The 12574-nt window shown below is 60.6% G+C and carries 9 protein-coding genes; 4 read left to right on the forward strand and 5 right to left on the reverse strand.

Annotation, left to right across the window (positions count from 1 at the left end):
• A partial coding sequence (locus V5B44_RS00005; RefSeq protein ID WP_332357087.1) for an adenylyltransferase/cytidyltransferase family protein occupies positions 1 to 347 on the reverse strand: 347 nt, incomplete at its 3' end.
• A 190-nt stretch (positions 348 to 537) separates the two neighbouring features.
• On the opposite strand from V5B44_RS00005, the gene V5B44_RS00010 reads away from it, so the two are divergent.
• On the forward strand, positions 538 to 3471 hold the full coding sequence (locus V5B44_RS00010; protein WP_332357088.1) for an HD domain-containing phosphohydrolase: 2934 nt from the start codon (positions 538 to 540) through the stop codon (positions 3469 to 3471).
• Between the two features lie 744 nt (positions 3472 to 4215).
• On the opposite strand, the gene V5B44_RS00015 is transcribed toward V5B44_RS00010, so the two are convergent.
• Positions 4216 to 5121, reverse strand: coding sequence for a LysR family transcriptional regulator (locus tag V5B44_RS00015; RefSeq protein ID WP_332357090.1), 906 nt, complete (start codon positions 5119 to 5121; stop codon positions 4216 to 4218).
• A gap of 117 nt (positions 5122 to 5238) precedes the next feature.
• On the opposite strand from V5B44_RS00015, the gene aceB reads away from it, so the two are divergent.
• Complete coding sequence (gene aceB, locus V5B44_RS00020) at positions 5239 to 6837, forward strand: malate synthase A (protein ID WP_332357092.1); 1599 nt, start codon at positions 5239 to 5241, stop codon at positions 6835 to 6837.
• A 159-nt stretch (positions 6838 to 6996) separates the two neighbouring features.
• Here aceB and hemH read toward each other — a convergent pair whose 3' ends face one another.
• On the reverse strand, positions 6997 to 8100 hold the full coding sequence (hemH, locus tag V5B44_RS00025; RefSeq protein ID WP_332357094.1) for a ferrochelatase: 1104 nt from the start codon (positions 8098 to 8100) through the stop codon (positions 6997 to 6999).
• On the reverse strand, positions 8100 to 9128 hold the full coding sequence (hrcA, locus tag V5B44_RS00030) for a heat-inducible transcriptional repressor HrcA (RefSeq protein WP_332357096.1): 1029 nt from the start codon (positions 9126 to 9128) through the stop codon (positions 8100 to 8102). Before hrcA ends, hemH begins: the two co-directional genes overlap by 1 nt.
• Positions 9129 to 9204: 76 nt before the next feature.
• Here hrcA and V5B44_RS00035 point away from each other — a divergent pair, with 76 nt between their 5' ends.
• Positions 9205 to 10131 (forward strand): NAD kinase, encoded by a 927-nt coding sequence (locus tag V5B44_RS00035; protein ID WP_332357853.1) that lies wholly within the window; start codon positions 9205 to 9207, stop codon positions 10129 to 10131.
• Positions 10132 to 10166: 35 nt separating this feature from the next.
• Positions 10167 to 11822, forward strand: coding sequence for a DNA repair protein RecN (gene recN, locus V5B44_RS00040; RefSeq protein ID WP_332357097.1), 1656 nt, complete (start codon positions 10167 to 10169; stop codon positions 11820 to 11822).
• A 301-nt stretch (positions 11823 to 12123) separates the two neighbouring features.
• Here the strand turns inward: recN and V5B44_RS00045 are convergent, their stop codons facing one another.
• Positions 12124 to 12429, reverse strand: coding sequence for a helix-turn-helix domain-containing protein (locus V5B44_RS00045; RefSeq protein WP_332357099.1), 306 nt, complete (start codon positions 12427 to 12429; stop codon positions 12124 to 12126).
• Positions 12430 to 12574 lie beyond the last annotated feature (145 nt).

A 12574-nucleotide genomic window follows, 5' to 3' on the forward strand; every position in this document is an offset into this window, starting at 1 on the left:
ATGCGCTGCAGCGGCGTATCTTCCTCGAACCAGGTCACCAGCGTGACCGATTCCAGTGCGGCGATGACCGCCAGACGATCAGGCAAATCATTCACCGGACGATCGATGCCCTTTCCCAGGCGCTTGACCGACGCATCGGAGTTGAGCGCAACAATCAGCGCGGCGCCGAGGGCGCGGGCTTCGGCAAGGAGGGTGACATGACCGCGGTGCAGGATGTCGAAGCAGCCGTTGGTAAATACCAGGGGCGAAGGCAACCCGAGGACCCGCCCAGCGAGTTCAGCGGGCGCACTGATCTTGCTTTCAAAAGCCGGGCGCGGGACTGGCGATTGGCGTGTTGCGTCAGGCATCGGTCACTCCATCTAGGGCCTTTATCGTACAGGCTTTTCGCAATGGGCGCGAAGGCCACCCCCGACTGCTCGGGCGACGCGCCAGGATTCTCGCTAGGCCTGCGGGGCACCTCGTGAAACCCCGGCCACCCACGAAGGTCCGGATTTTCGGTATCGTTAGGTCACTCCAGACCGCCACGAGGCCAAGTCCATGCGCCGCCATTATCCATTGCATATCCACATCTCGACGCTGTTTCTGACGCTGATTCTTCTCGTCTGCGGCGTTCTCGGGAGCATTGGTTACAAACTCAGCACTGGTCTGCTGGAGGAGTCCGCCGCCGACCTGACGGCGGGATTCGGCCGCGAGGCGCTGCTCGAGATGCGCCGGATCATCGAACCGGCCGAGGTGGCCACCCGTCTGTTGAGCCTGCAACCGGTGACGACTGCCAGTTCGCTCGGGGAACGTCTCGACAGCCTGCAGTTCCTGCGTCAGGCGCTTGACAGTTCGCCGGCGCTATCGTCGCTCTACATTGGTTACGATAGCGGCGATTTCTTCCTGATCGGGCGCATCGGCCACGGTAGTGCGGCCGAAGCCTCGAGAGCACCGGATCGGGCGACCTACGTCGTGCAGAGCATCGAGCGGGCCGGGCCCGAGCCGCGTGGCCGCTTCATCTATCTCGACGCGGATCTGAAGGTCGTGCGCGAGGACGAGCGGCCCGACTATGCCGTGGCCTACGATCCGCGGCAGCGGCCGTGGTTCAAACAGGGATCGGCCTCGCCGACGCAGGTGAAGACGGCGCCCTACCTTTTCTACTCGAGCCGGAAGGTCGGCACCACGCTGGCCAACCGCGCCAGCAACCGGCGTGCCGTGGTGGGAGCGGACATCCTCCTGCACACGCTTGGCGAGACTCTGGCGAGACAAGCAGTGACGCCGGGGAGCGAGATGGTCCTGGTCAATCCAGAGGGCTATGTGCTGGCATACGGCGACGCCTCGAGGATGGTGCTGGCGCCTCCTGAAGGCGACGGTAGCCCCGCGCTGGCGCGAGTCGACGAGCTGGGCGTGCCGGCGCTGGTGCCGCTATTGCCAACGGTCATGAGCATGAGAGGCAAAGTGACGCAAACGCTGCGCGTCAAGGTCGGGGACGATGACTGGCGAGCCTCGGTCACCCCGCTGCTGCTCGAAGGCGTGCCGCCGCTGTACATCGTCACCGCGATTCCCGAACGCGAGTTGATGGCCGGGGCCCTGCAATTGATCCACCACTCGGCGATCAGTACGCTGCTCGTTCTGCTGTTGACGATTCCCCTCACCTGGCTGCTGGCGCACAGCATTTCACGATCGCTGGGTAGTCTGGCCAGCGAAGCGGAGGCGATCCGCCACTTCGAATTCTCGCAGCCGATAGTGATCGAGTCTTCGATCAGGGAAGTCACCGAGCTTGCGCAAACGATGGACGGGATGAAGCGCACGATCCACCGTTTTCTCGAGATCAGCCAGGCGGTCGCTGCCGAGCAGAATTTCGACCAGCTCCTGCCGCGGCTGCTCGACGACACCCTCACGGCCTCCGGTGCCCGTGCCGGTGTGCTCTATCTGGCCGAGGAAAGACAACTCAACCCGGCTGCGGCTCGAGACAATACCGGCTTGGCATTGGCCGGCGAGTTACCCTCTTTCAACCTTGGCCACGCCGGTCCTTTGCTCGGCGCAGCGCTTGCCGCTGGCCTGCCGCGTGTCGGCTGCCTGCAGCCCGAGGATGTGGTTGCCCTCGGGCTGGCGACTGCTGGCATGGCGGCGGCGAGCCACGCCATCGCCGTTCCGCTGCTCAACCGACAGGGCGAGCTGGTCGGGGCCATGCTTCTCATCGGTGACAGTGAAACCGACAGCCGCCGCCTGAGCTTCGTCAAGGCACTTTCCGCCTCGGCGGCGGTATCGCTGGAAAGCAAGGCGCTGATCAAGGCGCAGAAGGACCTCTTTGAAGCCTTCATCAAGCTGATTGCTGCGGCGATCGATGCCAAGAGTCCCTATACCGGCGGCCATTGCAAACGCGTGCCTGAACTGACCAAGATGCTGGCCGAAGCTGCCTGTGCGGCGACCAGCGGTCCTTACCAGGACTTCACGATGACCAGCGATGACCGGGATGCGGTGCACGTCGCTGCCTGGCTGCATGACTGCGGCAAGGTCACGACGCCCGAGTACGTGGTGGACAAGGCGACTAAGCTGGAAACTATTTACGACCGGATCCATGAAGTGCGGATGCGCTTCGAAGTGCTCAAGCGTGACGCCGAAATAAGCTGTCTGAAGGCCATTGCCAGCGGCGAGATCGAGGAAACTGCGCGCGCCCGCCTGGCTGCCGAGTGGCAGCAGATCGACGCGGATTTCGCTTTCGTCGCCAGTTGCAATGAGGGTGGCGAATTGATGGCTCCGCAAAGGATCGAGCGCCTGCAATCGATCGCCCGGCGAACCTGGTTGCGCACCCTTGACGACCGCATCGGCATTGCGCAGGAGGAGAAATTGCGCAAGGCGCGAGCACCTGGTACCTCATTGCCGGTGGTCGAAGCTTTGCTGGCCGACAAGCCGGAACACCTCTTGCCGCGACGGGCGCAGGATCAGATGCCCGAAGACAATCGCTGGGGCTTCCGGATGAATATCCCGGTACTGCTCTATAACCGCGGCGAACTTTACAATCTCGCCATAGGACGTGGGACGCTGACTGACGAGGAGCGTTACAAGATCAACGAACACATCGTACAGACGCTTATCATGCTTCAGGATCTCCCCTTCCCCAAGCCGCTGCGGGCAGTGCCGGAAATCGCTGGCGGTCACCACGAGAAGATGGATGGCAGCGGCTATCCGCGCGGACTCAGGTGCGAAGAAATGAGCCCGCTGGCGCGCATGATGGCGATCGCCGACATTTTCGAAGCGCTGACCGCGATTGATCGGCCTTACAAGCAGGGGAAGACCCTGTCGGAGGCTGTTGCCATCATGTCCCGAATGCAACAGGAACAGCACATCGATGGCGACCTGTTTGCTCTCTTCCTGCGCTCGGGGGTGCATCTCGAATACGCTCGACAATTCATGAAGCCTGAGCAGATTGACGCAGTGGACGTCGATGGCCTGCTCGAAGCCACGCTTCGCCCGGGTTCTCCAGGCTGATTCGGTGCGTCGCCATCGCGCAGCGCGGTTCGGCCAAAGCGCCCGGACCCGGATTGGCGTTCCTTTCCCATGCCCAACACTGTCAGGATTCTTTACAGCCAACGCCCCTTGACCGGCAAGTCCACCGACCCCCACGAGCTAAGCCGTTGAGAAATAAAGACAGCTTATATCAAGGCATAGTCTTTGCTTATGTCTTATTTACTTGTCGGGTGTTCTTTCAAGCAGGGCGAATCCAATGCCGAGCCGAATAAAGGCGCTTGCGGGTGCTCCCGGTTAGCTGCGCAACATCCTCAGACAGCTTCTGGTTTGCCGATGAAGTCCGCATCAACTAATTGATTTTCTATCAGTCTATGGATTTCGGTCACTTGCTGTAACGCTTGGGAATTGATCTGCGGGAAGCATGACACCCGAACGCTAGCCGCGCTGAGAGGACAACAGTCACTCGGGCCATTCGCCGGAATTACCGATCAATAGTCTTGCTCGCTTATCGAATAAATTGTTTATATTCTCATGAACACGAAAATCTGCGTCAAGTGCAAGCAACAGAAATCCGTACTCGAGTTTCACAAGAACTCACGCAGTGCGGATGGCTTGCATTCCTATTGCAAGGAGTGCAACAAGGCTCAGGCCCTTGCCCACATTCGCGCTGAGAAAGCCAGGAAAGCCCTGCTGAGGGCTGCCCGGAAAGCCGCCAGTACCACCGCTGGGTAAGCGGCAGGCAGGCGGATGCCTGCAGTTTCGGGTTCAGTCGCCAATTTCCCAGTACTGCGAATCACCAAAGGTGGTCTTGAGCTGATCGATGAACAAGCGAACACGCAACGGCAGATGCCGGCGCTGGGGAAAGACGGCATAGATACCCACCGCTGGCGCGGCATGGTCTTCCAGCAGAGAAACAAGCCGACCGCTTCGTAGATCATCACCCACTTCCCACATCGATCGCCAGGCCAGGCCCTTGCCGGCCAAAGCCCATTCGTGCAAAACTGCGCCATCGTTACACTCAAAGGTGCCCGATACCTTGCGGCTCGCCACTTCGCCACCGGGTGTCTGGCGCAGCGTCCAGCCACGCTGCTGGCCCAGCGACAAGCAGTTGTGGGCTGCCAGTTCGGCTGGGTTCTTCGGCATCCCGTAGCGTGCGATGTAGTCGGGACTGGCCACCACCAGTCGACGCATTTCCCCGAGCTTGCTGACCGCCAGACTTGAATCGGCCATTTCGCCGATACGCACCGCACAATCCACGCCCTCGTTGAGCAAATCGACCAGTCGGTCGGTCAGATCGAGGCGCACGGTCACGTCGGGATTAGCCTGCATGAAGGCAGCCACCTGCGGCGCCACATGACGGCGCCCGAAGCCGGCCGGGGCCGATACTCTGAGGTGACCGCTGGCGCGGATCCCTCCCAGAGAAACAGCCGCCTCTGCGTTCGAGAGGTCGTTGAGTATACGCTGACAGTCTTCCAGAAAAGCCTGCCCTTCGAAAGTCAGGGACAGCTTGCGGGTTGTGCGCAGCAAAAGCTTGACGCCAAGGCGCGCCTCGAGCGCATCGAGCCGGCGCCCGATCACTGCCGGGGTGACGCTTTCCACCTGTGCCGCCGCCGACATGCTGCCGCGGGTTGCCGAATGGACAAAAGCTTCGATTTGTTTGATATGGTCCATCGTGCCGATTCGATACCAATAGTAAAAAATAATTTGATTTTATTCGCTCTTATCTTTCGCAGAAGCATCGAATAGAATTCGTGCACTGCATCATAACCTACCGACAGGAGCCATAGCATGAGTCTCAACCTGCCCGCCGGCATGCAAATCAACGCGCCGATCCAAGCTGCTTACGAAACCATCCTTACTGCTGAGGCGCTGGCTCTGGTGGCCAAATTGCACCGCGCCTTCGAAGGTCGCCGCCAGGAATTGCTGCAGGCCCGTATTGCGCGTCAGGCACGAATCGACGCTGGCGAGATGCCCGACTTCCTGCCTGAGACGCGACTTATCCGTGAAGGCGACTGGAAGATTTCTCCACTGCCCAAGGCGCTTGAGCGTCGCCGGACCGAAATCACCGGCCCGGTCGAAGCCAAGATGATCATCAACGCCTTCAACTCGGGCGCCGACTCGTACATGAGCGACTTCGAGGACTCGAACAGCCCGAAGTGGGACAACCAGATCCAGGGGCAGGTCAACCTCTATCAGGCCATTCGGCGCCAGCTGTCCTTCACCAATGAAGCCGGCAAGGAATACACGCTCAACGACAGGATCGCCACCTTGCAGATCCGTCCGCGTGGCTGGCACCTTGATGAAAAGCACGTCACCGTCGACGGTCAGCGTGTTTCCGGCGGCATCTTCGACTTCGGACTCGTCTTCTTCCACAATGCGAAGGAGCAGATCGCGCGCGGTGCCGGCCCCTTCTACTACCTGCCAAAGATGGAATCGCATCTCGAGGCACGGCTGTGGAACGATATCTTCATCATGGCGCAGGAGCACATCGGTCTGCCGAGGGGCACGATCAAGGCAACGGTGCTGGTCGAGACGATTCTCGCCACCTTTGAGATGGAGGAAATCCTCTACGAACTGCGTGAGCACTCGGCGGGCCTGAACGCCGGCCGTTGGGACTACATCTTCTCCTGCATCAAGAAGTTCAAGAAGAATCCAGACTTCTGTCTTGCAAACCGCGGTGCGATCACCATGGAGGTTCCCTTCATGCGCAGCTATGCGCTGCAACTGGTTAAGATCTGCCACAAGCGCGGTGCGCCTGCGATGGGCGGCATGAGCGCACTGATTCCGATCAAGAACGATCCGGTCGCCAACGAGAAGGCGCTGGCGGGCATCCGTCACGACAAGACGCGCGACGCCAACGACGGGTTCGATGGCGGCTGGGTGGCCCACCCCGGCCTAGTGTCGATCGCCGGTGAAGAGTTTCAGAAGGTGCTGGGTGATCGCCCCAATCAGTGGGAGAAGCAGCGCGACGAAACCTTTACGGCCGCTGACTTCCTCAACTTCCAACCCGCGCAACCGATTACCGAAGCAGGGGTGCGTAACAACATCAATGTCGGCATTCATTACCTCGGCAGCTGGCTTGCGGGTAATGGCTGCGTACCGATTCACAACCTGATGGAAGACGCAGCGACGGCCGAGATCTCTCGTTCGCAGGTGTGGCAATGGGTGGTTTCCCCGAAAGGCGTACTCGACGATGGTCGGAAGGTGACCGCCGAGATGGTGCGCGGCATGATCGCCGACGAACTGCTCAAGGTCAAAGCCACGGTCAGCGCCCAGGGTGAAGATACGGCTACCTATGATCAGGCCGCGGCTATTTTCGACAAGATGTCTTTGACGCCCGAGTATCCCGAGTTCCTGACCCTGCCGCTGTACGAAGCGATGGATTAAGGTCTGTCGCCTGCTGGCGTGTTGGCGCCGGCAGGCGCAGAAGCGCATTGGCCGGTGGCAAACGACGCCAGAATGATCCGCTGCGCCGCTTTGACGGTGGTCAACCCACTACTTTGATGCTGAACACCATCGGGTATCCCAGCGAATCGCCCCAGCGCGTCAGGACGACGCTCCCAGGGCGCGTGCGCGCAGGGCGCTGAGTTCCAGACTGGCCGGGTCGGGCGCCTCTCGCGTTGGCCAGCCCTGAAGGTGACTGGCGGCAAGTTCGGTCAGGGCTCGTATCCAGTCATCACGCTCATTGAGGCAGGGAATGTAGAGGTACTCCCCGCCGCCAGCCTGAAGGAACTCGGCTTTGCCTTCGATGGCAATTTCTTCGAGAGTCTCAAGGCAGTCTGCGGGAAACCCCGGGCAGATCACATCGACCCGCTGTAGTCCCTGTTTGCCAAGCCCCTCGAGAGTTGCCGCAGTATAAGGCTGCAGCCATTCAGCACGGCCGAAACGCGACTGAAAACAGATCTGGTAGTGTTCCTGATCCAGGCCCAGCGCCTCGGCAAGCAAGCGACCGCTCTTGTGACATTCGCAGTGATAAGGGTCGCCCTCGTCCAGCGTGTAGCGTGGCAAGCCGTGAAAGCTCATCACCAGACGATACGAACTCGTGGGTCGACCATGGGTCATCCAGTGCTCGCGCACACTGGCGGCCAGCGCTTGGATGTAGCCCGGGTGATCGGCAAAACTCCTGACGCTGCGGATTTCGGGCTGGTTGCGGATGCCCTTCAGCCAGGCGCCGACCGCATCGAAGGCGGTGGCCGTCGTGCTGGCAGCATATTGCGGGTAGAGGGGTAGCAGGAGAATGCGTGTGCAGCCCTCGGCCTTGAGGCGCGAGAGCGTCGCGGCAATCGACGGCTGACCGTAACGCATGGCGTAGTCAACCCGCACCCGATGTCCGGCCTGACCAAGGAAACCGCGCAGCAGTTTTGACTGACGTTCGACATGAACCTTCAGCGGTGAACCTTCGGTGGTCCAGACCGACGCATACTTCTCTGCCGACCGTCGCGGCCTGACCTGGAGGATGATGCCGTTCAGAATTAGCCACCAGAGCGGGCGTGGGATCTCGACGACCCGCGGGTCGGAGAGGAACTCGCGAAGGTAGCTGCGTACGGCCTTTGCCGTCGGCGCGGCTGGTGTCCCCAGATTGATCAGCAGAACGGCGGTCAGCGTCGGCGAACCATGGCGGTAGACTGGCTCCGGGAGATAGCGTGGCATCAGCACTTGGCCTGGTAAGTCAGTGCGGACGAAAGCAGTTTGGCGGTGATGTCCACGATCGGGATGACGCGCTCGTAGGCCATTCGGGTGGGACCGATGACGCCAACCGAGCCAACGACCTGACCATCCACTTCATAAGGCGCTGTAACGACGCTGCATTCATCCAGTGGGGCCAGTCCCGATTCGCCACCAATGAAGATCTGCACGCCGTCGGCACGCTGCGAGAGATCAAGTAACTGCATCAGCGAGGTGCGCTGTTCGAAAAGGTCGAACAACTCGCGCAGACGCTTCATGTTTGATGAAAACTCCTCAACCTCCAGGAGGTTGCGCTCACCCGAGATGACATATCTTTCGCCGGGGCCCTTCATGGCCTCGTCGCCGGCGGCCAGCGCCGCGGCCATCAGCGCCTGCAGATCACCTCGCAGCTCATGCAGCTCTTCCTGAACGCGGGAGTGAATGTGCTCGAAATCGTGGCCGACAAAATGCTGGTTGAGGTAGTTGGTTGCAGTGACCAGTTCCGATGAGGAATAGGCGCGTGCAGTGAACAGCAGTCGATTCTGCACGTCGCCGTCTGAAGTGACCAGGATCAGCAGAACGCGCCGCTCGGAAAGACTGACGAACTCCATCTGGCGAATTTTCGGTGTCAGGCGGCGAGGTGTCAGCACGATGCCCGCAAAACGGGTCAGCCCCGACAGCAGATACGACGCATTGCTGATCAACTGCCGCGGCTGCGAGGGGAGCAATTGCCCCTCGATGGCATCGAGCTTCTCTTGCTCGATTGGCTTGACGGTCAGAAGGCTGTCGACGAAAAAACGGTAGCCACGTGCCGTAGGGATCCGTCCGGCCGAAGTGTGCGGACTCGCGATGAGGCCAATGTCTTCGAGGTCGGCCATGACATTGCGCACGGTGGCGGCCGACAGGTCCAGGCACGAGTACTTTGACAGCGCGCGCGACCCTACTGGCTGTCCTTCCGCAATGTAGCGTTCGATCAGGGTTTTCAGGAGGGTTCTGGCACGGTCGTCGAGCATGGGTCCGATTCTACAAAAAATCCTTCACGCACGGGGCGCCATGGAAAGCAAGCTGAATTGTGGTTTAATTCGCCTCATGAACAACGCGTTTCCCCAAGAGTCGGCTGATTGCGCGCCACCACCCCGGACGATCGCGCTGATTGGAAAGTACCACAGTCGGGAGATCGCTGAGTCAATTCGCTTGCTGGCCAGATACCTTCATGAGCGTGGCATGACGGTTCTGATCGAGGAGGAGACGGCGTCCAACGTGGTCTCCGGGCTTGGCCTGGGAAGTTGGGCAAGCGGCAGTTTCTCGTGGCTCGGTGCGCACGCGGATCTGGCGATCGTCGTCGGCGGCGACGGCACCATGCTCAATGCCGCACGGCAACTGGCACGTTATCGAGTACCCCTGGTTGGCGTCAACCAGGGGCGCCTTGGCTTCATGACGGATATCGCGCGCGCCGACATGCTGCCTTGTATGGATGACCTGCTCGACGGCAAGTTCGTCCCCGAAACGCGCATGCTCCTGGACGCTGAAATCGTGCGCGGCGAGCGCAGCGTCGTTTCGAATCTCGCGCTTAACGATGTTGTCGTTGATAAGGGTGCGATCGGACGGATGATCGAGTTCGAGCTTTTCATCGACGGCGAGTTTATCTATCACCTGCGCTCGGATGGCTTGATCGTAGCCACGTCTACCGGTTCGACGGCCTACGCTCTTTCGGCCAATGGCCCGATCCTGCATCCGCAGGTAGCAGCCATCGCCCTAGTACCGCTTTGCCCGCACGCGCTGACCAACCGGCCGATCCTGGTGGGTGACCGCAACGAGATCGAGATCCGAATCGTCCACGCTACAGACTCGCGCGCCCATTTCGATGGTCAGGTGACGGTCGATCTAAGGAACGAAGATTCCGTACGTATCCGGCGTTCCGAATACTCGATCTGCCTGTTGCACCCGCCAGGCTACAGCTATTTTGCCATGCTCCGTGAAAAGCTGCATTGGAGCGAACGGCCCAAGGAACACTAGACCCTCCTCGTGGTGACGATATTGAGTTCCCTCGCATGCTGTGCCGTTTGACGATTCGCGATTTCGTGCTGGTTGACCGACTTGAACTCGATTTTCAGGCTGGATTTGGCACGCTGACCGGCGAAACTGGCGCTGGCAAGTCGATTCTGGTCGATGCACTGGCCTTCGCTCTCGGTGAGCGGGCTGATGCTGGTCTCATACGGACGGGTTGCGAACGCGCTGAAGTCAATGCCGAGTTCGATCTCGAAGGGGCGCCCGCGGCTGCGGATTGGTTGCTTGCGCACGATATGGATGGCCAGGGCGCCTTGTTGCTGCGGCGAGTGGTCGACGCCAACGGTCGTTCGCGGGCCTATCTGAATGGTTCGCCAGTGACCGTTCAGCAACTGCGTGAGGTGGCTGAATCATTGGTTGATATTCACGGCCAGCACGCGCATCAGTCGCTGCTGCGGGGCGAAGCGCAGCGCGCACTGCTGGATGCGCACGCCAGACTGCAGCCGCTGCTGGCGGACGTCGCCGCCGCGTGGCGTAGCTGGCGTGAAGCCAGGACGATGCTTGACACCGCCAGCAGCGGACTTGAGGCCTTGGCTATCGAGCGAGAGCAACTGGACTGGCAGGTACGCGAACTGCATGCTCTCGGTTTTTCGGCCGAGGAATGGCTGGTGCTTAACGAGGAGCACAAGCGTCTGGCCCACGCCACAAGCCTTGTCGAAGGTGCCCAATTCTCCTTGCAGGTGCTCGCCGAGGGCGATGCTGCCTGTGAGGCTCAGGTTGCTGCCGTAGCCAATCGCCTTGAGGGCCTCTCCGAGTACGACCCGGCCTTGTCAGAAGTTGCCATTCTCGTGGAGTCAGCCCGGACAGAACTAAGCGAGGCGATCTCCGCGCTGCGTCGTTACGCCGACCGCGTCGAGCTGGATCCGCGTCGCCTGGCAGAACTCGATCGCCGAATCGAAGCGGTCCTGGGCGTCGCACGGAAGTTTCGCTGCGGCCCCGAAGACTTGCCCGGTTTGCTGACGCGCTGGCAGGAGAGGCTGGCCGTTCTCGGTGACGCGGCAGATATCGCCGGTCTGACGGCGCGCGTGGCCAGCACGCGGCAGCAATACGAACAACTCGCGCAGCGTCTATCGGGCAGTCGCGCCATGGCAGCCGACGGGCTTGGCCGAGAGGTCAGCCAGGTCATGCAGCAACTGGCGCTCGGTGGCGGTCGCTTCGAGGTCGGCTTGCTGCCGGTTGACGGCGGTAATGCTGCCGGGTTCGAGCAGGTGGAGTTCCGCATTGCCGGACTGGCGGGCAGCGAACCGCGGCCCTTGGCCAAGGTCGCGTCCGGTGGCGAGATCTCGCGCATCAGTCTTGCCATTCAGGTGGTCACCAGTCAAGCGGCACGAGTACCAACGCTTATCTTTGACGAGGTCGATGTCGGTATCGGTGGCGGCGTGGCCGAGGTTGTCGGTCGTTTGCTGCGTGAGCTGGGAGCCGAACGGCAGGTCCTCTGCGTCACGCATCTGCCACAGGTGGCTGCACGTGCCAACTGGCAATGGCAGGTCAGCAAGATTTCCAAAGTCGGGTACGTTCACAGCCAAGTTGCCGTGCTTGATGCCGAGGCGCGGGTCGAAGAAATCGCCCGCATGCTTGGCGGCATCGAGATTACGGCACTCACCCGTCAGCACGCGAGGGAAATGCTGAGGCTCTCTTGATCGCTTGATCGACGCCAACGCTGGAGCCTCGTCGGGTCCTCCCGCCGCGCGCACCGATCCTGCAGCCGAAAGGCCACTCGTCTGGATCCGAGGGGAATGTTCGACGACGCGGGGTTGTTGCGCGGTCTTCCTTGGACGTGGGCGAGCGCCTGTTTGCCACTACTCACCCATTTCCAGCACCACAGGATAAACGCCGTCGCGCAATTTCAAAAAAGCACTGCGCGTTTCAGGCCATGGAACCCGGAGTGGTGTTGAGGCGCAAGCAGATCGCTCACAAGCCCTTTGGAATACTTGTACCCGCTCAAGCAGGCTTCTTGAGCTTGCTCTTGGCAGCCTTCCTGAGGGTCTTGAAAAGCTCTGGGTCTTCCGCTTTGAGGTATTCGACAACCTCGAAGTCTTCCCGTTTGAGCCGCTGAATGTCGATCTGTTCAACATGCACGAGGCGTAGCAACTCACGCACCGGCTTGGGCATGTTGCGGCCGCTTTCATAGCGTGAGCCGCCGCTCTGAGTTACACCGATCTTCGACCAGAACTGCTGCTGATTCAAACCAAGCTTGCGGCGAATCTCGCGGGGATCAACCCTTTCGACAACTTTGACGGTGCTCATGAGTGTCCTTTCTTGCAAATACGCCACGCGAACCGACAGGAATCCGGCTTCCTGCGACAGATCGACACGATATGACTTTGGTAAAACACGGCACACTATAAGCGATTCGTCCAGAATTGCAAGTGGCATTCCAATAGAACATCAG

The organism is Candidatus Accumulibacter necessarius (assembly GCF_036625085.1).

Excerpts from the sequence above, each read along its gene's own strand:
- V5B44_RS00010 (WP_332357088.1), top strand. The coding sequence starts at position 538 with ATGCGCCGCCATTATCCATTGCATATCCACATCTCGACGCTGTTTCTG.
- V5B44_RS00015 (WP_332357090.1), bottom strand. The coding sequence starts at position 5,121 with ATGGACCATATCAAACAAATCGAAGCTTTTGTCCATTCGGCAACCCGC.
- aceB (WP_332357092.1), top strand. The coding sequence starts at position 5,239 with ATGAGTCTCAACCTGCCCGCCGGCATGCAAATCAACGCGCCGATCCAA.
- hemH (WP_332357094.1), bottom strand. The coding sequence starts at position 8,100 with ATGCCACGCTATCTCCCGGAGCCAGTCTACCGCCATGGTTCGCCGACG.
- hrcA (WP_332357096.1), bottom strand. The coding sequence starts at position 9,128 with ATGCTCGACGACCGTGCCAGAACCCTCCTGAAAACCCTGATCGAACGC.
- V5B44_RS00035 (WP_332357853.1), top strand. The coding sequence starts at position 9,205 with ATGAACAACGCGTTTCCCCAAGAGTCGGCTGATTGCGCGCCACCACCC.
- recN (WP_332357097.1), top strand. The coding sequence starts at position 10,167 with ATGCTGTGCCGTTTGACGATTCGCGATTTCGTGCTGGTTGACCGACTT.
- V5B44_RS00045 (WP_332357099.1), bottom strand. The coding sequence starts at position 12,429 with ATGAGCACCGTCAAAGTTGTCGAAAGGGTTGATCCCCGCGAGATTCGC.